Source organism: Microbacterium sp. MM2322, from assembly GCF_964186585.1.
In the GTDB taxonomy this organism is placed as follows: domain Bacteria; phylum Actinomycetota; class Actinomycetes; order Actinomycetales; family Microbacteriaceae; genus Microbacterium.
This window is the reverse complement of the sequence record NZ_OZ075067.1, coordinates 605,731-623,719: the sequence shown is the minus strand read 5'-3', so window position 1 is coordinate 623,719 and position 17,989 is coordinate 605,731. Positions and strand designations below refer to the sequence as shown.

16 protein-coding genes are annotated in these 17,989 nt (G+C 70.5%); 1 reads left to right on the top strand and 15 read right to left on the bottom strand.

Annotation, left to right across the window (positions count from 1 at the left end; genetic code table 11):
• Nucleotides 1-2: 2 nt before the first annotated feature.
• The 13 genes from cofC to ABQ271_RS02935 form a co-directional block, all read right to left on the bottom strand.
• Nucleotides 3-602, bottom strand: coding sequence for a 2-phospho-L-lactate guanylyltransferase (cofC, locus tag ABQ271_RS02995; protein ID WP_349310060.1), 600 nt, complete (start codon nt 600-602; stop codon nt 3-5).
• Nucleotides 599-1,606: a glucose-6-phosphate dehydrogenase (coenzyme-F420) gene (fgd, locus tag ABQ271_RS02990; RefSeq protein ID WP_349310059.1), complete on the bottom strand. Its 1,008-nt coding sequence runs from the start codon at nt 1,604-1,606 to the stop codon at nt 599-601. The genes cofC and fgd overlap by 4 nt, the downstream gene beginning before the upstream one ends.
• Nucleotides 1,603-3,072, bottom strand: coding sequence for an NAD(P)/FAD-dependent oxidoreductase (locus ABQ271_RS02985; protein WP_349310058.1), 1,470 nt, complete (start codon nt 3,070-3,072; stop codon nt 1,603-1,605). The genes fgd and ABQ271_RS02985 overlap by 4 nt, the downstream gene beginning before the upstream one ends.
• Complete coding sequence (gene cofG / locus ABQ271_RS02980) at nt 3,069-5,318, bottom strand: 7,8-didemethyl-8-hydroxy-5-deazariboflavin synthase CofG (RefSeq protein WP_349310057.1); 2,250 nt, start codon at nt 5,316-5,318, stop codon at nt 3,069-3,071. Before cofG ends, ABQ271_RS02985 begins: the two co-directional genes overlap by 4 nt.
• 11 nt (nt 5,319-5,329) lie before the next feature.
• A complete protein-coding gene (locus tag ABQ271_RS02975; protein WP_349310056.1) occupies nt 5,330-6,838 on the bottom strand; it encodes a CoA-acylating methylmalonate-semialdehyde dehydrogenase in 1,509 nt (502 codons plus the stop codon).
• 22 nt (nt 6,839-6,860) lie between these two features.
• On the bottom strand, nt 6,861-8,165 hold the full coding sequence (locus ABQ271_RS02970; RefSeq protein ID WP_349310055.1) for an aspartate aminotransferase family protein: 1,305 nt from the start codon (nt 8,163-8,165) through the stop codon (nt 6,861-6,863).
• Nucleotides 8,166-8,234: 69 nt separating this feature from the next.
• Nucleotides 8,235-9,407 carry an ABC transporter substrate-binding protein gene (locus ABQ271_RS02965; RefSeq protein ID WP_349310054.1) on the bottom strand — a complete coding sequence of 391 codons (1,173 nt, stop codon included), beginning with the start codon at nt 9,405-9,407 and terminating at the stop codon, nt 8,235-8,237.
• A 62-nt stretch (nt 9,408-9,469) separates the two neighbouring features.
• Nucleotides 9,470-10,243 carry an ABC transporter permease subunit gene (locus ABQ271_RS02960; protein ID WP_349310053.1) on the bottom strand — a complete coding sequence of 258 codons (774 nt, stop codon included), beginning with the start codon at nt 10,241-10,243 and terminating at the stop codon, nt 9,470-9,472.
• Nucleotides 10,240-11,034: an ABC transporter ATP-binding protein gene (locus ABQ271_RS02955; RefSeq protein WP_349310052.1), complete on the bottom strand. Its 795-nt coding sequence runs from the start codon at nt 11,032-11,034 to the stop codon at nt 10,240-10,242. Before ABQ271_RS02955 ends, ABQ271_RS02960 begins: the two co-directional genes overlap by 4 nt.
• A gap of 31 nt (nt 11,035-11,065) precedes the next feature.
• Nucleotides 11,066-11,950, bottom strand: coding sequence for an ABC transporter permease subunit (locus ABQ271_RS02950; RefSeq protein ID WP_349310051.1), 885 nt, complete (start codon nt 11,948-11,950; stop codon nt 11,066-11,068).
• Nucleotides 11,947-12,963, bottom strand: coding sequence for a TIGR03842 family LLM class F420-dependent oxidoreductase (locus tag ABQ271_RS02945; RefSeq protein WP_349310050.1), 1,017 nt, complete (start codon nt 12,961-12,963; stop codon nt 11,947-11,949). The genes ABQ271_RS02950 and ABQ271_RS02945 overlap by 4 nt, the downstream gene beginning before the upstream one ends.
• Before the next feature lie 27 nt (nt 12,964-12,990).
• On the bottom strand, nt 12,991-14,427 hold the full coding sequence (hydA, locus tag ABQ271_RS02940; protein ID WP_349310049.1) for a dihydropyrimidinase: 1,437 nt from the start codon (nt 14,425-14,427) through the stop codon (nt 12,991-12,993).
• A 13-nt stretch (nt 14,428-14,440) separates the two neighbouring features.
• Entirely contained in the window at nt 14,441-15,289 is an 849-nt protein-coding gene (locus ABQ271_RS02935) for a nitrilase-related carbon-nitrogen hydrolase (protein ID WP_349310048.1), read from the bottom strand.
• 117 nt (nt 15,290-15,406) lie between these two features.
• On the opposite strand from ABQ271_RS02935, the gene ABQ271_RS02930 reads away from it, so the two are divergent.
• On the top strand, nt 15,407-16,768 hold the full coding sequence (locus ABQ271_RS02930; protein WP_349310047.1) for an aminotransferase class I/II-fold pyridoxal phosphate-dependent enzyme: 1,362 nt from the start codon (nt 15,407-15,409) through the stop codon (nt 16,766-16,768).
• Nucleotides 16,769-16,819: 51 nt separating this feature from the next.
• Here ABQ271_RS02930 and ABQ271_RS02925 read toward each other — a convergent pair whose 3' ends face one another.
• Together ABQ271_RS02925 and ABQ271_RS02920 are read right to left on the bottom strand one after the other, a co-directional pair.
• On the bottom strand, nt 16,820-17,380 hold the full coding sequence (locus ABQ271_RS02925) for a hypothetical protein (RefSeq protein ID WP_349310046.1): 561 nt from the start codon (nt 17,378-17,380) through the stop codon (nt 16,820-16,822).
• Between the two features lie 9 nt (nt 17,381-17,389).
• Nucleotides 17,390-17,923: a hypothetical protein gene (locus ABQ271_RS02920; RefSeq protein ID WP_349310045.1), complete on the bottom strand. Its 534-nt coding sequence runs from the start codon at nt 17,921-17,923 to the stop codon at nt 17,390-17,392.
• Nucleotides 17,924-17,989 lie beyond the last annotated feature (66 nt).

Genomic DNA, 17,989 nt, shown 5'->3' with positions numbered 1-17,989 from the left:
CCTCACGCTACGCCCCGAAGGCGCTCGCCCGCCCGCGGCAACAGGTCGGCCAGGTCGTCGGGGGTGTCGAGGTCCCAACGCAGGCCCGAGGTGGCCCGCACCGGCAGGGGCCGACACCCGAGGGCGACGTGCCGGGCGAAGGAGTCCGGGCCGTACGACGACGCCCACGGCACACCCGCCCGAGCAGTGACGAGGGTCGAGCCGGTGCCGGCGGCATCCGGGATCACCGCCCGGGACACGCTCGCGGCCATCGCCAACGCAGCCGACAGCTCCGCCGGAGCGAGCGCGGCGAGGTCGGCGGGAACAGCCGCGCGCTGACGCCGCAGACCCACCCGAGCGGATGCCGAGGCCAGGGCGGCGTCGATCCCCACCGCTTCGCGCTCCCGGATGAGCTCCACGCCGCCGGGCAGGAGCGACGCGAGCGCCGCGTCGGCGGTGACGACGAGCACGCGGGCGACCCCGGCGGTGCGGGTCACGACGTCGACGGTGTCGAGCGCGAGCGCCCGCGCGATGTCGCCCCGGCGGGCGTCCACGCCGAGGCGGGACTTCGCCGCCGCGAACGGTTTGACGGGGATCATCACCGCCCAGCCGTGGCCGCTCACCCGAACCGCTTCCGGAGGCGCGGCAGGATGTCGTCGGCGTAGCGCTGCAGGAACGCGCCCTGGTCGTGGCCGGGATCGTGGAAGACGAGGTGCCGGAACCCCATGTCGACGTAGGCCGCGATCCGCTCGACGTGCTCGTCGGGGTCGTCCGACACGATGAACCGCGACGCAGCCCGCTCGATCGGCAGCGCCGCTGCGCGGCGCTGCATCTCGCGGGGGTCGTGGATGCCCATCTTCTCCTCGGCCGACAGCGCGAGCGGCGCCCAGAAGCGGGTGCGCTCGCGCCCCGTCGCGAGATCGGGGTGGTACGAGACCTTCACCTCGATCATCCGGTCGACCTCGTCGGCGCGCTCCGCTTTGCCCTCGCCCTCGGCGACCGCGGGCAGGAGCGTGTCGGTGTAGAGCGCGGGGTCCTTGCCGCTCGTCGTGATGAACCCGTCGCCGATGCGGCCCGCGAGACGCGCGGCCGCCGGGCCCGCGGCGCCGATGTACACCGGCACCGGCTCGTCGGGCCGGTCGTAGACGGTGGCGTCCTCGACCCGCCAGAACGACCCCTCGAACGTGACCCGCTCGTGGTCCCACAGCTCGCGCATCAGGGCGATCGACTCCTTCAGTCGCTGGAACCGCACCGGCGGCTCGGGCCACTCGAGGCCCAGCGTCACCTCGTTGAGCGCCTCGCCGGTGCCGACCCCGAGGATCACACGGCCCGGGTTCATCACCGCGAGGGTCGCGATCGCCTGGGCGACGACCGCCGGGTGGTAGCGGAACGTGGGCGTCAGCACCGAGGTGCCGATGAGGATGCGGGAGGTCCGCGCACCGAGCGCGCCGAGCCACGGCAACGCGGCCGGAGCGTGCCCACCGTCGTGCATCCACGGTTGGAAGTGGTCGGAGATGAAGACGCTGTCGAATCCGGCAGCCTCCGCCGCGACCGCGTTCTCCAGCAGCTCGACCGGGCCGAACTGTTCCGCCGAGGCTTTGTATCCGAACCGGATCGGAGTGGTCATCGTGCTCCTCCTGTCAGCGCGGACCGCTCGGTCCGCGTCACCGCGGTGCGCGCCGCGTCGTCCATCGCCGCCGCCATATCGGCGACGGTCCCCGGCCACAGCACACCGACACCGCCGGAGCGCTCGTCGAGATACCAGCTGTCGCACCCACCGAGCCACGCTGTGCCCGACGCGCGCGCGGCGACCTCCGCCGTCGCGCGGGCCTCGGCATCCGTGTCGACGCGGACGACGCCGCCCCCGCCGATCACCCGTCGGACGAACTCCGCCTGTCGCTCGAGGACGAGCAGAGACGAGGCATGCGGCAGCGCCGAGTGCGGCCCGTTGAGCACGAAGAGGTTGGGGAAGCCGGCGACCATCGTCGAGGCCACCGCCCTCATGCCTCGCGCCCAGTGCTCGGCGAGCGTGCGGCCGTCCTCACCGCGCACGAGCCGCGCGTACGGCTGGTGCGTCGTCTCGAACCCGGTCGCCAGCACGATGCGGTCGATGCCGTCATGGGCGACGCCGGAGGCCCCGATGAGCCGGCGCCCCTCGACCGCCGCGAGCGCCGACGATTCGAGGGTCACGGCGCCGCCGGCGACCGCGGGATAGAACGCGTCCGAGAGGACGACGCGCTTGCAGCCGAACGGATACGACGGCGTCAGGGCACGGCGCATCGCCCGATCGGGCACGTTCGCCGCGAGGTGCGCGAGAGCGGCCCGACGGGCACGAGCGGATGCCGCACCCCGGCCGGACCGCGCGGCGAACCGTTCGCCGTCGCCCGCGGCGAGGGCGCGCCGCTCACGCGCGATGGCACCGGGCGCCGCGAACCGTACGGCGTCGAGGGCGTCGTAGGTGCGGCCGCCGCGCGGGAGAACCCAGGCCGGCGAACGCTGGAACAGCGTCACCTCGGCGCCGGCGCGCACGAGCTCCGGGACGAGCTGGGCGGCGCTCGATCCGGTGCCGACGACGGCGAGACGCCTGCCGGCGACGGGCTCAGCCGAATCCCACCGCGCGGTGTGCGCGACGCTTCCGGGGAACGAGACGAGACCTGGGATGCGAGGGATGCGCGGCTCGGACAGACGCCCGCACCCGAGCACGAGCACGTCGGCCGTGTCGGGGCCGTCACCCGAGAACGACAGGCGCCACCGATCGGCGGTCGGGTCCCAGGCGGCATCCGTCAACGCCGTCCCGAAGCGGATCGCGCCGCGCAGTCCCTCGCGATCGACGACGTCGTCGAGGTAGGCGGCGATCTCGGGACCGGGGGCGAACTCGGACGACCAGCCCGGGTTCGGGTGGCGTTCGAGGCTGTAGAGGTGGGCGGGCACGTCGCACGCGACGCCGGGGTAGACGTTCTCGCGCCACGTGCCCCCGACCCGATCGGCCCGCTCGACCACGAGGACGTCGTGACCGGCGTCACGCAGCTCGACCGCCGCGGCGATGCCCGCGAAACCGGCACCCACGACGACGACCTCGACGTGACCCGTCATGCGGCCACCTCGACGGGCGTGCCGTACGCCGTCGTGCGCTCGCGCACCCGGCGCCGCAGCGACGCGGCGAGACGCGCGGCGTCGGCGAACGGCAGCTCGAGCCCCTGCTCGACGCCCGCATCGGGGCGGACCCTGCCGTCGAGCAGCGTGCCGCCGAGGTCGTCGCCGCCGCTGCGCAGCAACTCTGCCGTGACGGCGCGGCCGTGCCGCGTCCACGGAATCTGGATGTGACGGATGCCGTCGTTCAGGACCAGGCGGGAGACAGCCACCATCGCACGGTGCTCGTCGAGAGCGGACCGGTCGGCGACGGTGGACGAGTGGCCGGGCAGCGGAATGGGGACGAACTCGGTGAACCCGCCGGTCTCGTCGTGCAGGTCGCGGAGGCGCAGCAGGTGCGCGATGCGGTCGGCGGCGGACTCGACGTGGCCGTAGAAGAGGACGGAGCTCGTGCGCAGCCCGAGCGCATGCTCGGCCCGGACGATCTCGAGCCACCGGTCGACCTCGAGATCGTCGGGTGCGATGCGTCGCCGCACGTCGTCGTCGAGGATCTTCACGCCGGTGCCGGGCATCGTGCCGACACCCGCATCCCGGAGTGCGCCGATCGCCGCCGAGATCCCCACACCGCTGCGGTCCGCGAGGTCGGCGACGTCCTGCGGGCGGAACGCGTGCAGGTGCAGCGACGGCGCTGCAGCGCGCACGGCGCCCACGAGGTCGAGGTAGAGGGCGGGGTCTTCGGCCGGGTCGAGACGCCCCTGCACGCAGAGCTCGCTCGCCCCGAGGGCCGCGGCATCCCGGGCGATTTCTCGGGCGTCGCCGAGTCCGAAGAAACCGGGGCCAACCGGGGTGCGACGGAGCCCGGTCGAGGCCAGATTGCGATTCACGACGATGCTGACCGTGTCGCCGATCGTCGTCCGCCGCACGTCGTCCGCCGTGCGGACGAGACGTTCGAGGTCGTCGCCGGTCGCGGCGAGCAGGCGTTCCCAGTCCCCCGCATCCAGGTCGCGCGGCGTCGAGGCCGCTGTGTCGAGGAGCGCGATGCTGGGGACGCGCCGACGCGGTGCGACCGCAGCACTCCTGGCGAGACCCGTGATCGGGTCCGCGAGCGCCGCGACAGCACCGTGCAGCGACGGGTCGATCCACGTGTCGCGGCCCTGCACGAACTCGGGATGCGCCGTGAGCCGCTCGACCAGCTCGAAGCCGGCCGCGGCGGTGTGGGCGGCGAGGTCGTCGAGGTGCGGCCACGGCCGCTCGGGGTTGACGTGATCGGCGGTCAGCGGCGAAACCCCACCCCAGTCGTCGACGCCCGCGGCGAGGAGCGCAGCGAGCTCGGCCGGGTCGGAGAGGTTCGGCGGTGCCTGGATGCGCATGCGCGGTCCGAGGACGAGGCGCGCGACGGCGATCGCCGCGAGGTACGCGTCACGGTCGGCATCCGGGGCACCGTGCATCGCGGTGCTCGGCTTCGCTCGGAAGTTCTGCACGATCACCTCCTGCAGGTGACCGTGCCGGGCGTGCGCGTCGCGGAGTGCGAAGAGCGAGGCGGCGCGATCGGCGACGGTCTCGCCGATGCCGACCAGGATGCCGGTGGTGAAGGGCACGCGGGCACGCCCAGCATCCTCGATCACGGCGGCACGCACCGCCGGGTCTTTGTCGGGCGACCCGTAGTGGGCGGCGCCGGGCGTCTCGAACAGCGCGCGCGAGGTGGTCTCGAGCATCATGCCCATCGACGGGGACACCGGGCGGAGCGCCGCCAGCTCGCCGGGGGTCATGACCCCCGGGTTCGCGTGGGCGAGGAGCCCCGTCTCGGCCGTCACGAGCCGCGCGGCGTGCGCGACGTAGTCGATCGTCGAAGCGAAGCCGTGCGCGTCGAGCCACGCCCGCGCTTCGGGCCAGCGCTCCTCGGGGCGGTCACCGAGGGTGAGGAGCGCCTCCTTGCAGCCCTGCGCGGCACCCGCCCGGGCGATGCGCAGGATCTGCGCGTCGTCGAGGTACGCGGGAGCGCCCTTGCGGAGCAGCTGCGCCGGGGTGTCGACGAACGCGCAGTAGTGGCACCGGTCACGGCAGAGCGTCGTCAGCGGCAGGAAGACCTTGCGCGAATACGTGATGACGCCGGGTCGCCCCGCCGCGACGAGACCCGCATCGCGAACGGATGCCGCGCGCACGAGGAGCGCGTCGAGGCCCGGTCCGGTCGCGGCGAGCAGGCGCTCGGCCTCGGCCGGGTCGATGAGGGTGTCGTCGGGGTGGGGCATGGGCGGATCTCTCAGTCGTGCTGCGGGAAGCCGAGGTTCAGGCCGCCGTGCGACGGGTCGAGCCAGCGGGAGGTGACGGCCTTCTCACGGGTGAAGAACGAGAAGCCCTGCGGCCCGTACGCCTTCGCGTCGCCGAACAGCGACGCCTTCCAGCCGCCGAACGAGTGGTACGCGACGGGCACGGGGATCGGGACGTTCACCCCGACCATGCCGACGCTCACCTCGCGCTGGAACCGGCGCGCGGCGCCGCCGTCGTTCGTGAAGATCGCGGTGCCGTTGCCGTACGGGCTCGCCTCGATGAGGCCGAGGCCCTCCTCGTAGCCGCTCACACGGACCACCGAGAGGACCGGGCCGAAGATCTCGTCGGTGTAGACCGCGGAGGTCGTGGGCACCTTGTCGATGAGGGTCGGACCGAGCCAGAAGCCGTCACCCTCGGCATCCGGAACCACGTCGCGGCCGTCGACGACGATCTCGGCGCCGTCGGCTGCCGCCACGTCGAGGTAGCCGGCCACCTTGTCGCGGTGCTCGCGGGTGATGAGCGGGCCCATGTCGCAGCCGCGCGTGCCGTCACCGGTGCGGAGCGTCGCGACGCGCTCCGCGATCTTCGCGACCAGGGCGTCGGCGATCGATTCGGTGGCGAGCAGCACCGAGACGGCCATGCAGCGCTCCCCCGCCGAGCCGAAGCCCGCGTTGACGGCGGCATCGGCGGCGAGGTCGAGGTCGGCATCCGGGAGCACCAGCATGTGGTTCTTCGCGCCGCCGAGGGCCTGCACGCGCTTGCCCTCAGCGCTCGCGCGCTCGTAGATGTAACGGGCGATGGGGGTCGACCCGACGAAGGAGATCGCCCCGACGGTCGGGTGGTCGAGGAGCGCGTCGACGGCCTCTTTGTCGCCATGGACGACGTTCAAGACGCCCGCGGGGAGGCCCGCCTCGGCGAGGGCTCGGGCGATCCAGTCCGCCGCGGTCGGGTCCTTCTCGCTCGGCTTCAGGACGACGGCATTGCCGGCGACGAGCGCGATCGGCAGGAACCACAGCGGCACCATCGCGGGGAAGTTGAAGGGGCTGATGACCCCGACGACGCCGACGGGCTGCTTCAGCGTGTAGACATCGACACCCGTCGAGACGTTGTCGGAGTAGTCGCCCTTGAGGAGATGCCCCGAGCCGCAGGCGAACTCGACGACCTCGAGACCGCGGGCGATCTCGCCGAGCGCGTCGGAGAGGACCTTGCCGTGCTCGGCGGTGAGGATCGCGGCGAGCTCGCCCTTGCGGGCGTTCAGGATCTCGCGGAACGAGAACATGACGCCCTGCCGCTTCGCGATGCTGGCATCGCGCCAGGCCGGCAACGCGGCGGCAGCGCGTTCGACAGCCGCGTCGACATCGGCGGTGCTCGCGAGGCGCACGCGCCCGGTGACGCGGCCGGTGGCGGGGTTGTGGATCGGACTCGTGCGGTCCGCGTCGCCGCTCCAGGCGGCGCCGCCCACCCAGTGCTCGAGCACGGGTGCGTCGGTGTGGTCGGTCATGGTTCCTCCGGGGATGTGCGGGTCAGAGCGCGGCGAAGGCCGCGTCGTAGATGTCGAGGGCGCGCCGGACCTCGTCGTCGGTGACGACGCAGGGCGGGACGACGTGGATGCGGTTGTCGGCGGCGAACGGCAGGAGCCCTCGCGCCATGAGGTCCTTCTTCAACGCCCCGATCACCGCAGGGGCGACGGGTTCGCGGGTGACGGGGTCGGCGACGAGCTCGAGCGCCCAGAACACGCCCTCCCCGCGCACCTCACCGATGATCGAGTGCTTGGCGGCCAGCGCGTGCAGGCCGGGTCCGAGGACGTCCTCACCGATCCGGCGCGCGTTGTCGACGATGCCTTCTGCCCGCATCGCGTCGAGCGCGGCGACCACGGATGCCGCGGCCAGCGGATGCCCCGAATAGGTCAGCCCGCCGGGGAACACCCGCTCGTCGAACGTCGCCGCGATCTCGTCGGAGATGATCACGCCGCCGATCGGGACGTAGCCGGAGTTCACCCCCTTCGCGAAGGTGATCAGGTCGGGGACGACGTCGTGGCCCTCGAACGCGAACCAGCGGCCGGTGCGACCGAAGCCGCTCATCACCTCGTCGAGGATCAGGACGATGCCGAACTCGTCGGCGAGACGACGGACGCCGGCGAGGTAGCCGGGCGGCGGGATCATGATGCCCGCCGTCCCCGGCACCGACTCCAGCAGGATCGCGGCGATCGAGGTCGGCCCCTCCGCCTCGATGACCCGGCGCAGGTGGTGCAGAGCGCGCTCGCACTCCTCTTCGGGCGTCGACGCCCAGAACTCGGAGCGGTACAGGTACGGGCCGAAGAAGTGCACGTGCCCACGCGCGTACTCGTTCGGGATGCGACGCCAGTCCCCCGTCGCGACGATCGCCGCGCCCGTGTTGCCGTGGTAGCTCCGGTAGCGCGACAGGACCTTGTCGCGCCCCGTGTGCAGTCGGGCCATGCGGATCGCGTTCTCGTTCGCGTCCGCACCGCCGTTGGTGAAGAACACCTTCGAGAATCCGTCGGGGGCGAGATCCGCGATGCGCTGCGCGGCCTCGCCGCGGACGAGGTTCGCCGTCGACGGCGCGACCGTGGTGAGGACCTCGGCCTGCGCCTGGATGGCCCCGATGACGGCGGGATGCTGGTGGCCGATGTTGACGTTCACGAGCTGACTCGAGAAATCCAGCAGCCGGGTGCCGGCGTGGTCCCAGACGGTCGAGCCGAGCCCGCCGGCGAGCGGGAACGGGTCGATCAGGGCCTGCGCGGACCACGAGTGGAAGACGTGCGCGCGGTCGAGTTCGCGGGTGCGGATGTCGAGGTCGTCGGAAACCATCGGATGCTCCAGAGGTCGGGGACGGTCCCGGGACGCGGGGCGCGCCCCGGGACCGTCATGGTGATGCGGTTACTTTCCGCCCTCGGTGAGGGTGACGTCTATCGGCGTGTACGCCCCGTCGACGCTGACCCCCTCCTCCTTGAGCTCTGCGAGTGCCTTCTCGATGTACTCGTTCGAGAACGCGGATGCCGGCGGCTCCTCGGTGATCAGGTGCATGCCGTCCTGGTTGACAGCGGCGATCGCCCCGTCGACGGTCTGGTCCCAGGCATCCTGTTCGATGGTCCCGAAGGGAACGTCGGTCCAGATGAGCTTGTTGACCTCGTTGAGCTGCCACAGCTGGTGGGTGGCGCCGATCGGGAAGGCTGCCTCGGCGGTGGAGGCGATGTCCCACACCGTGTCGGCGGACTTATCGACGTTGTCCCGCGCGTAGAGCCAGCCCTTGGTGATGGCCTTGAGGAAGCGGACTGCCGCGTCGGCGTACGCCGGGTCGTCGGCCAGGCGCTCCGTGTCGGCCCAGATGGCGTCCTGCAGCATGGCGCCCTTGGTGTCCTCGTACGAGACGACGTCGAGGTCGTCCATCGTGTAGAGCTTGCCGGTGTCGGGGTTGACGACCTCGAGAACCTGAGCGAGCTCGTTGTAGGTCATGGCCTGCGCGGCATCCACATCACCGTCGAGCAGGGCGTTCATCGAGAAGTCCTGGGTGACAACGGAGACCGTGGTCGAGTCGAGATCATCCGCGGCCATCGCCGCGAAGATCTCCCACTCGTTGCCACTGCCCCACGATCCGATGCGCTTGCCCTCGAAGTCGGCGACGCTCGTGACGCCGTCGCCCTTCCACGAGACCTGCGTCGTGCCGGAGCGCTGGAAGACCTGCGCGATGTCGGTCAGTTCGACGCCGGACGATTCGATCGTCCCGAGGACCTTCGGCACCCAGGCGACGGCGAAGTCGACGTCGCCGGCGATGAGGGCATCCTGCGGGACGATGTCTCCGCCGGACGGGACGATCTCGACGTTGTCGAAGCCCTCATCCTCGAAATAGCCCATCTCCTGGGCGACGTAGTAGCCCGCGAACTGCGCCTGGGGCAGCCACTGCAGCTGCAGCTTGATGTCGGTGATCGGCGTGAAGTCCTCATTGCCGTCGGCGGGGGTGGTGCTCGTCGTGCCCGCGCACGCGGACAGGGCGAGTGCGCCGGCGGTCACGGTCGCGATGACCGCCAACCGGCGTCGGGTGCTGTGACGCATGGTGTTCCTTTCGGGTTCGGATGGTGCGGGTGGTGCGGTGGAGCGGGCCGGTCCGACGGGCGTCAGATCGGCCTCCGCCTGGTCACGGCACGCTCGAGGAGCACGGTGACGAGGAAGAAGACGAGACCCACCGCGATCGCGGCGGCGACGTACGTCCAGGCGACGGCCGCATTGCCGGTCTTGGCGTAGCTGGAGATCGCGGTACCGAGGCCATCGGTGGGACCGCCGAAGTACTCGGCGACGAGCGCCGAGATGACGGCGATCGAGCTCGCGATCCGAACGCCCGTGACGAGGTAGGGGACGGCCACGGGGAGCGTCAGCTTGCGGAACTGCTGGCCTCCCGTCGCGGCGTAGGCGAGGAACAGGTCGCGCTGCACGGGGCGCGACTGCCGGAGTCCCCGGAGCACGTTGACGAAGACCGGGACGAACGCCGCGATGGCGGCGACCACCTGGCGCCCGGTCTGCGCCGACGCGCCGAGCATCGTGTTCAGGAGCGGCGTCAGAGCGACGATCGGGACCACCGCGATCGCGGCGACGAGCGGGGTGAGCATGCCGTCGACGGGCCGCAGCCACGCCGCGAGCGCCGCCAGCAGCACGCCGAAGACCGTGCCGAGCACGAGTCCGACGAGGGTGTTCCCGCCCGTGACGAGGATGTCCTCGCCGACGACCCCGGCGATGCCCGTCGCGGTCTCGGCGACGTCGAGGGGCGCGGGGATCAGCGAGAGGCGTCCGATCTTGACGCCCGACAGCACCTGCCACGCGAGGAGCAGCAGGATGCCGGTGGCCACCGGCGCAGCGATGCGCGAGATCCGCTCCGTCGTCGTCACCGCGCTCACCGCTCGTTCGCGCGGGCGACGGGGGCGCCGTGGAGCGCTTCGCGCACTTCGGTCACCTTCTGGAAGAACTCCGGCGACTCCCGCAGCAGGTCGGGACGCTCGACGCCGAAGGGGACGTCGACGATCTCGGTGATCCGGCCCGGCCGGGGCGACATGACGACGACCCGGTCCGAGAGGTAGACCGCCTCGGGGATCGAGTGGGTGACGAACACGACGGCGGCCCCCGTCTCGCCCGCGATGCGGGTGAGCTCGGTCTGCATCCGCTCGCGGGTCATCTCGTCGAGTGCGCCGAAGGGCTCGTCCATGAGGAGGAGCCGCGGGCGGGTCGCGAGGGAGCGGGCGATCGCAACGCGCTGCTGCATGCCGCCGGAGAGTTCGTCGGGGTAGCGCGCGCCGAAGTCGGTGAGCCCGACCATCTCGGCGAGTTCGGCGGCGCGGGCACGACGCTCACGGGCGGCCACGCCATGCAGTTCGAGGGGCAGCACGATGTTCTCGAGCACCGTCCGCCAGGGCAGGAGCCCGGACTGCTGGAAGGCGATGCCGTAATCCTGGTCGAGTCGCGCCTGCTTCGGGCTCTTGCCGAACACCTCGAGCGTTCCGGTCGTGGGCTGGTCGAGGTCGGCGACGAGGCGCATGAGGGTGGACTTGCCGCATCCGGACGGGCCGATGAGCGACACGAACTCCCCTGCGGCGATGTCGAGGTCGACGTCACTGAGGGCCTGCACTCCGGGGGTGCGTCGGCCGCCGAAGGTGCGGCCGACGCCGGTGGCGCGGACGGCGATCTCGCTCATGCGATGGTTCCTCTCGGGTGGGGGTGGACGGTCATGCGGATGCCTCTCCTCGCCGGTACCGGCGAAGACCGCCGCCGAGGAGCGCCACGACGCCGGCGACGACGAGACCGAGCAGCACGGCGCCGAAGATCGGCCCCCACGGCAGGGCGGGGTCGGCCGAGGCGGACTGCGCGGTTTGCAGCAGCATCCGTCCCAACCCGCCCCGCATGCCGATGGAGACCTCCGCGACCACGACGCCGACGACGGCGTTCGCCGCGGCGAGACGGATGGCGGGCATCAGGTAGGGAACGGCGGACGGGAACCGCAACCGCCGCAGCGTCTGCCCGTATCCGGCGGCATAACTGCGCATGAGGTCGAGGTGGATGGTGTCGGGAGAGGAGAGCCCTCGGAGGGCTCCGATCGAGACGGGGAAGAAGGCGAGGTACGAGGCGATGACCGCGACCGACAGCCACTGCGGCCACGGCACCACCCCGGCCCGGTCGATCTGCGACCCGATTCGCGCCACCAGCGGTGCGAACGCGATGAGGGGGACGGTCTGCGACACGACGGTCCACGGCAGGAGGCCGCGTTCGGCGACGCGCCAGCGCTGCATGAGAAGCGCGAAGGCGATCCCGACCGCGACGCCGATGATCCAGCCGACCACCGCGATGCCGAGGGTCACGAGGCCCGCTCCGGCGACGGCGACCCACAGCGGCGGGGTGCTGGCTCCACTCAGCGGATCGAAGAGCCGCCCGATCATGTCGGCCACGTGCGGCATGGCGCGATCGTTCGTGCGGGGCAGGATGCGGAGGCCGTCCTCGCCGCCGATCACGACGCCGTTGACGGGACCGAGCCACTTGTAGGCCTCCCACAGCACGACGAGCGCGACGACGCCGACGACGCCCCACCCTCCGGCAGCTGCGGACCGGCGGATCATGACTTGGCCGTGATGTGGTCGGAGAGGGCGGGGATCACGGTCTCGCCGTAGACCCGCATCGTCTCCTCCTTGTTGTCGTGCTGGAGGTATCCGGCGAACTGGGTCACGCCGATGGCGCGCAGCTGCTCGAGCTTGGCGATGTGGTCTTCGGCGGTGCCGAGCAGGCAGAACCGGTCGACGATCTCGTCGGGCACGAAGTCGACGTGGTCGTTGTCGCTCTTGCCGTGCGAGTTGTAGTCGTACCCCGTGCGGCCGGCGATGTAGTCGGTGAGCGCCTGCGGCACGTCGCCGTCGGTGCCGTACTTCGAGACGATGTCGGCGACGTGGTTGCCCACCATCCCGCCGAACCAGCGGCACTGGTCGCGCATGTGCTCCCAGTCGTCGCCGATGTACATGGGGGCGGCGACGCAGAACGCGATCGAATCGGGGTCGCGCCCGGCGGCCTCGGCGGCATCCCGCACCACTTTGATCATCCAGGCGGCGATGTCGACGTCGGCCAGCTGCAGGATGAACCCGTCGCCGACCTCGCCGGTGAGTTTCAGGGCCAACGGGCCGTACGCGGCGACCCAGACGTCGAGCTCGGACCCCCGGCTCCACGGGAACTGCAGCGTCGCGCCCTTGTATTCGACGGCGCGCGAGTTGCCGAGTTCACGGATCACGTGGATCGATTCACGGAGCTCCCGCATCGTGACGGGCTTGCCGTTGGTGACGCGCACCGCCGAGTCGCCGCGGCCGATTCCGCAGATCGTGCGGTTGCCGTACATCTCGTTGAGGGTCGCGAAGACGGATGCCGTGACGGTCCAGTCGCGGGTCGCGGGGTTCGTGACGAACGGCCCCACGGTGATCCGCTTGGTGGCGTTGAGGATCGCCGAGTGGATGACGTAGGGCTCCTCCCACAGGAGGTGCGAGTCGAATGTCCAGACGTGGCTGAACCCGTGGGCCTCGGCGAGCGTGGACAGCTGCACGGTGCGCGAGGCGGGCGGGTTCGTCTGCAGGACGACGCCGAAGTCCATGTCGGCTCCCTTTCGGTGGAGGTCGGGTCAGATGAGGTACTGGCTGAGGCCGCGTTTGACGAACCGGCCGTCGCCCTTGCGGCCGAGGTAGGCGCCGTCGTCGACGATGACCTTGCCGCGCGAGAGCACGGTGTCGACGTGCCCGTCGATCTCGAACCCCTCCCACGCGGAGTGGTCCATGTTCATGTGGTGGGTCTTGTCGTAGCCGATCGAGGTGTGCCCGTTCGGGTCGTAGACGACCACGTCGGCGTCAGCGCCGGGGGCGATGACGCCCTTCTTGCCGTACATGCCGAACATGCGCGCGGGGGTCGTGCTGGTGAGCTCCACCCACCGCTCGAGGGTGATCTCGCCCGTGACGACGCCCTGGTACATGAGGTCGATGCGGTGCTCGACAGAGCCGATGCCGTTCGGGATGGCGCGGAAGTCGCCGCGGCCGAGCTCCTTCTGGTCCTTCATGCAGAACGGGCAGTGGTCGGTCGAGACCATCTGCAGGTCGTTCGTGCGGAGGGCCTGCCACATGTGGTCCTGGTGACCCTCGGCGCGGGAGCGGAGCGGCGTGGAGCAGACGTACTTGGCCCCCTCGAACGATCCCCACTCCTCGCTCTTCGCACCGAGGTGCTCTTCGAGCGAGAGGTAGAGGTACTGCGGGCAGGTCTCGCCGAACACGTTCTGCCCCTTGTCGCGCGCCCAGGCGAGCTGCTCGACGGCCTGCTTCGCGCTCACGTGCACGATGTAGAGCGGGGCACCGGTGATGTTCGAGAGCATGATCGCGCGGTGCGTCGCCTCTTCCTCGGCCTGCCACACGCGGGCCTTGCCGTGGAAGAACGGGTCGGTGTTGCCGGCGCGCACGAGCTGCTCGGCGAGGACGTCGATGACGGGACCGTTCTCGGCGTGCATCATCGTGAGGAGCCCCGTGTCGGCCGAGATCTGCATGGCTTTGAGGATCTGCGCGTCGTCGGCGTAGAAGACCCCCGGGTAGGCCATGAACATCTTGAAGCTCGTGATGCCCTCGTCGATCAGGGTCGGGAGCGCCGCGAGCGAGTGCTCGTCGACGCCGCCGATGATCTGGTGGAACCCGTAGTCCACCGCGCACTCCCCCGCCGCGAGCGCGTGCCAGGCGGCGAGGCCGTCCTCGACCCGCTCGCCCTGGCGCTGCACGGCGAAGTCGACGATCGTGGTCGTCCCGCCCCAGGCGGCGGCGCGGGTGCCGGTCTCGAAGGTGTCGGATGCCGAGGTGCCGCCGAACGGCAGCTGCATGTGGGTGTGCGCGTCGATGCCGCCGGGGATGACGTATTTGCCGGTCGCGTCGATGACGGTGTCGACGGCCGCGGCGATGTCATGACCGAGGACGGTCGAGCCCGGGGTCAGCACGGCGACGATCGTCTCGCCGTCGATGAGCACGTCGGCGGGGCCGCGTCCGGTCGAGGAGACGACGGTGCCGCCGGTGATGAGGGTGGTGGGCATGGTTCCTCCGTCCTTACGGGGCGACGATCTCGGCGTAGGAGTCGGGCCGGCGGTCGCGGTAGAACTGCCAGTCGTCGCGCATCTCTTGGACGAGGTCCATGTCGAGGTCGCGGATGAGGATCTCCTCGTCGGTGCCCGAGCCGAGCTCGCCGACGTAGTTGCCGCGCGGGTCGACGATCTGGCTGGTCCCGTAGAAGGTGACCGCCTCGTCGCCGTACTCGTTGTCTTCGCGGCCGACCCGGTTGGGGGCGAGGACGAAGTAGCCGTTCGCCACCGCCGCCGCGGGCTGCTCGACCTCCCAGAGGCGGTTCGACAGGCCGGGCTTGGTCGCGTTCGGGTTGAACGCGAGGTGCGCACCGTTGAGGCCGAGTTCTCGCCACGCCTCGGGGAAGTGCCGGTCGTAGCAGATGATGACGCCGACCTTCCCGACCGCGGTGTCGAAGACGGGGTAGCCGAGGTTTCCCGGCCGGAAGTAGAACTTCTCCCAGAACTTCTCGACGTGGGGGATGTGGTGCTTGCGGTAGGAGCCCAGGATCGTACCGTCGGCATCCACCACCACCGCCGTGTTGTAGTACACCCCGGTCTGCGCCTCTTCGTAGATCGGCAGGACCATGACCATGCTCAGTTCCTTCGCGAGCGCCGCGAAGCGTTGCACGATCGGGCCGTCGACCGGCTCGGCGTAGCGGTAGTACTTCTTCTCCTGAGTGATGCCGAAGTAGGGACCGTAGAACAGCTCTTGGAAGCAGATGACCTGGGCGCCCTGCGCCGCGGCCTCCCGCGCGAACTGCTCGTGCTTGTCGAGCATCGACTCCTTGTCGCCGGTCCACGTCGTCTGCGTGATCGCCGCTCTCACCGTTGTCATCTCGGATTCCCTTCCCTCGGTTCTGTTACTGTCCTGCTTGAACATTTCTCGACAGTTTCCGAGTGTGTCGCGGTCGTTAATCCTCCGGACACCCGGACGACGAGCAGGAGACACCGGATGCTGCGCCCCGAGACTCTCGAGTCCCGCACTCCCCTCGGCATGGCCGGCGAGATCGCACGGCTCGTCGCGGACGGGTCGCTCGAACCGGGCGAACGGCTCCCCACGGTCCGCGAGATCGCGGCGACGCTCGGCGTCTCCGCGGGAACCGTCGCGGCAGCCTGGCGAGCGCTCGCCGACGCGGGGACGATCGTCTCGCGCGGACGGGCGGGGACCTTCGTCCGCACAGAACCCCGTGAGTGGCTGAGCCCCCGCGTGCAGGTGATGACATCACCCGGCGGACCGCGCCGCGTCGAGCCGGTACGACTCGACCTCTCGCACGGCACCCCCGATCCGGCCATGCTGCCGGCTCTCGAGGATGCGTTCACCCGGGTCGCACCCCGCGCTGACACCGGGCGCTACCACGATCTGCCGGTGCTGCCCGAGCTGCACGCCCACATCTCCGAGACGTGGCCGGCGCCCGGCGTCGAGACCTTCACCGTCGTCGACGGCGCCCTCGACGGCATCTCGCGGACTCTCGAGCAGGTCGCACGGTTCGGCGACCGGGTCGCGGTCGAGTCCCCCGGCTTCCCCTATTTCTTCGACCTCCTCGAGGCGCTCGGGGCCGAACCCGTCCCGCTGGCACTCGACCGCGACGGCGTGACGACCGGGTCACTCGCCCGAGCGCTCGCCCGTAAACCCGCTGCGGTGATCCTGCAACCGCGCTCGCAGAACCCGACGGGCATCTCGATGACCCCCGAGCGCGCGCGGGCCCTCGCGCAGGTCATCATGAACGCCCCCGACGGCCGCCGCGTCACGATCATCGAAGACGACCACTCCGCGCTCATCTCCTCGGCGCCGGATGTCACGCTCGCGCGGTGGGTCCCGAACCAGGTCGTGCATGTGCGGAGCTTCTCCAAATCTCATGGACCGGACCTCCGGATCGCGGCTCTCGGCGGTCCGGCGCGCGTCGTGGACCGTCTCGTCGCGCGCAGGATGCTGGGTCCCGGATGGACCTCTCGCCTCCTGCAGACCGTCCTCCTCGACCTCCTCACCGATCCCGGCCCCGTCGCCCGGGTGCGGACCGCGCGCCTCATCTATCGCGACCGCCTCGACAGCATGGCGACCGCGCTCAGGCGGTTCGGCGTCGACGTCGGCGACCCCGACGGCATCAACCTCTGGGTGCCGGTGGTCGACGAGCGGGCGGCGCGGATGCGCCTGGCGGCCTCGGGCATCGCGGTCTCCGCCGGCTCCCCCTACCGTGCACCGACCGACGACGTGACCACGCCGCACATCCGCGTCACCGCGGGGGCTCTCACCGCGAACGTGCGCCTGGTCGCGGAAGCGCTGGCCGAGGCGGCCGAGGCCCCGCCTGTCGGGTGAGCGCAGAGGACGCGCCGAGAAGGATCTATCTCGGCCGTGGCAGGCTTGGGACTACCGAGCGTTCGTGCGCAGGCGGTCCAGTGATGCGCGTTCCAACGGGATGCCGATCTCTTTGTCCACGGGTCGCAGTCGGTCGCCGTCGACCAGGTAGATGCCCTGGTCGCCGCCGATGATGCCGGCGGGGTGTCCTTCGGCGGTGAGGAGGAACAGCACGTAGGTGTTGCCGTCCTCGAGGTAGGAGAGGTCGGGGTCATTGGACATCTGGTGAATCTCGATGCCCTCGCCCTTGCGCGCTGACCCCGCCACGGTGTCGGTGACGACCGCGTCATACAGGACGACGTCGGAGGCGAGTTCTTCCGGGGAGGGCGGTTCGGCTTTCGTGCCAGCGTATGGGTTGGTTTCCGGGTCGTCCCCGGTAAAGGGTTCGGGGTAGAGCTTCCCGTCGCGGTGGCTTTCGATCTTCACCTCAACGATCTCGGTTGACTGCTTTGCGAGGTCGTCTATCGTGCTGACAAACGTGTACTCGCCGTGGACGGGTGCGGCGCAGCCGACGAGGGAGAGCAGGCCGACGCTGAGCAGGGTCGCGGTGGTGGCTTTGGAGATCTTCATCACGGTGTCCGTTCAGTAGTAGTCGTCGACTTCGACCAGGTCGAGGTTGGTGGGGGCGTAGACCACCATCCGGTCGCGGTTGTAGGACATCACCGATGTGTTGCCGCGGTCGGGGTAGTCGCCGAGGCTGAAGGAGTGCCCCAACTCATGCGCAGTGGTGCTGCGAAGCGAGGTTGAGAACGGCGGAGTTGCGGCGATCTTGGGCTGATTGAGCTCGATGCGGAAGCTTGTTCCGAAGCTCGGCTGGTACTGGCCGTTCCAGGTCGCGGTGGGCTTGTTCACGGAAACGATCCGCGCCGCCGCGTCATCGCTCCAGGTGATGTTGCACGGCCCGCAACGGTTGTTCCAATTGGTGCGAGCTGCGTTGATCGGCGTCATCCAGGTCGAGTTGTAGCCGGGGTCTTTCACTCGATACGACGCGCTGTTCATGCCGCCGAGCATGTAGACCGCGTTCGCTGCGACCGGCGCGGCAATCACGGATGCCGCCGCTACGACGAACGCGATGATGAGTATCCGGGACCGCTTCGCCGTGGATCTGTTCGTCATTGTTCCCCCAGGTGACGAGTACTTCGCTGATACCGCTGATCGTGGCACGGCTGGCGACGCGTCAAG

What these genes read in the sequence shown, in the direction of transcription:
- ABQ271_RS02970 (WP_349310055.1), bottom strand. Translation starts at nt 8,165, where the DNA reads ATGGTTTCCGACGACCTCGACATCCGCACCCGCGAACTCGACCGCGCG.
- ABQ271_RS02950 (WP_349310051.1), bottom strand. Translation starts at nt 11,950, where the DNA reads ATGATCCGCCGGTCCGCAGCTGCCGGAGGGTGGGGCGTCGTCGGCGTC.
- ABQ271_RS02965 (WP_349310054.1), bottom strand. Translation starts at nt 9,407, where the DNA reads ATGCGTCACAGCACCCGACGCCGGTTGGCGGTCATCGCGACCGTGACC.
- ABQ271_RS02955 (WP_349310052.1), bottom strand. Translation starts at nt 11,034, where the DNA reads ATGAGCGAGATCGCCGTCCGCGCCACCGGCGTCGGCCGCACCTTCGGC.
- ABQ271_RS02945 (WP_349310050.1), bottom strand. Translation starts at nt 12,963, where the DNA reads ATGGACTTCGGCGTCGTCCTGCAGACGAACCCGCCCGCCTCGCGCACC.
- ABQ271_RS02935 (WP_349310048.1), bottom strand. Translation starts at nt 15,289, where the DNA reads ATGACAACGGTGAGAGCGGCGATCACGCAGACGACGTGGACCGGCGAC.
- hydA (WP_349310049.1), bottom strand. Translation starts at nt 14,427, where the DNA reads ATGCCCACCACCCTCATCACCGGCGGCACCGTCGTCTCCTCGACCGGA.
- ABQ271_RS02920 (WP_349310045.1), bottom strand. Translation starts at nt 17,923, where the DNA reads ATGACGAACAGATCCACGGCGAAGCGGTCCCGGATACTCATCATCGCG.
- ABQ271_RS02985 (WP_349310058.1), bottom strand. Translation starts at nt 3,072, where the DNA reads ATGACGGGTCACGTCGAGGTCGTCGTCGTGGGTGCCGGTTTCGCGGGC.
- ABQ271_RS02975 (WP_349310056.1), bottom strand. Translation starts at nt 6,838, where the DNA reads ATGACCGACCACACCGACGCACCCGTGCTCGAGCACTGGGTGGGCGGC.
- ABQ271_RS02930 (WP_349310047.1), top strand. Translation starts at nt 15,407, where the DNA reads ATGCTGCGCCCCGAGACTCTCGAGTCCCGCACTCCCCTCGGCATGGCC.
- cofG (WP_349310057.1), bottom strand. Translation starts at nt 5,318, where the DNA reads ATGCCCCACCCCGACGACACCCTCATCGACCCGGCCGAGGCCGAGCGC.
- fgd (WP_349310059.1), bottom strand. Translation starts at nt 1,606, where the DNA reads ATGACCACTCCGATCCGGTTCGGATACAAAGCCTCGGCGGAACAGTTC.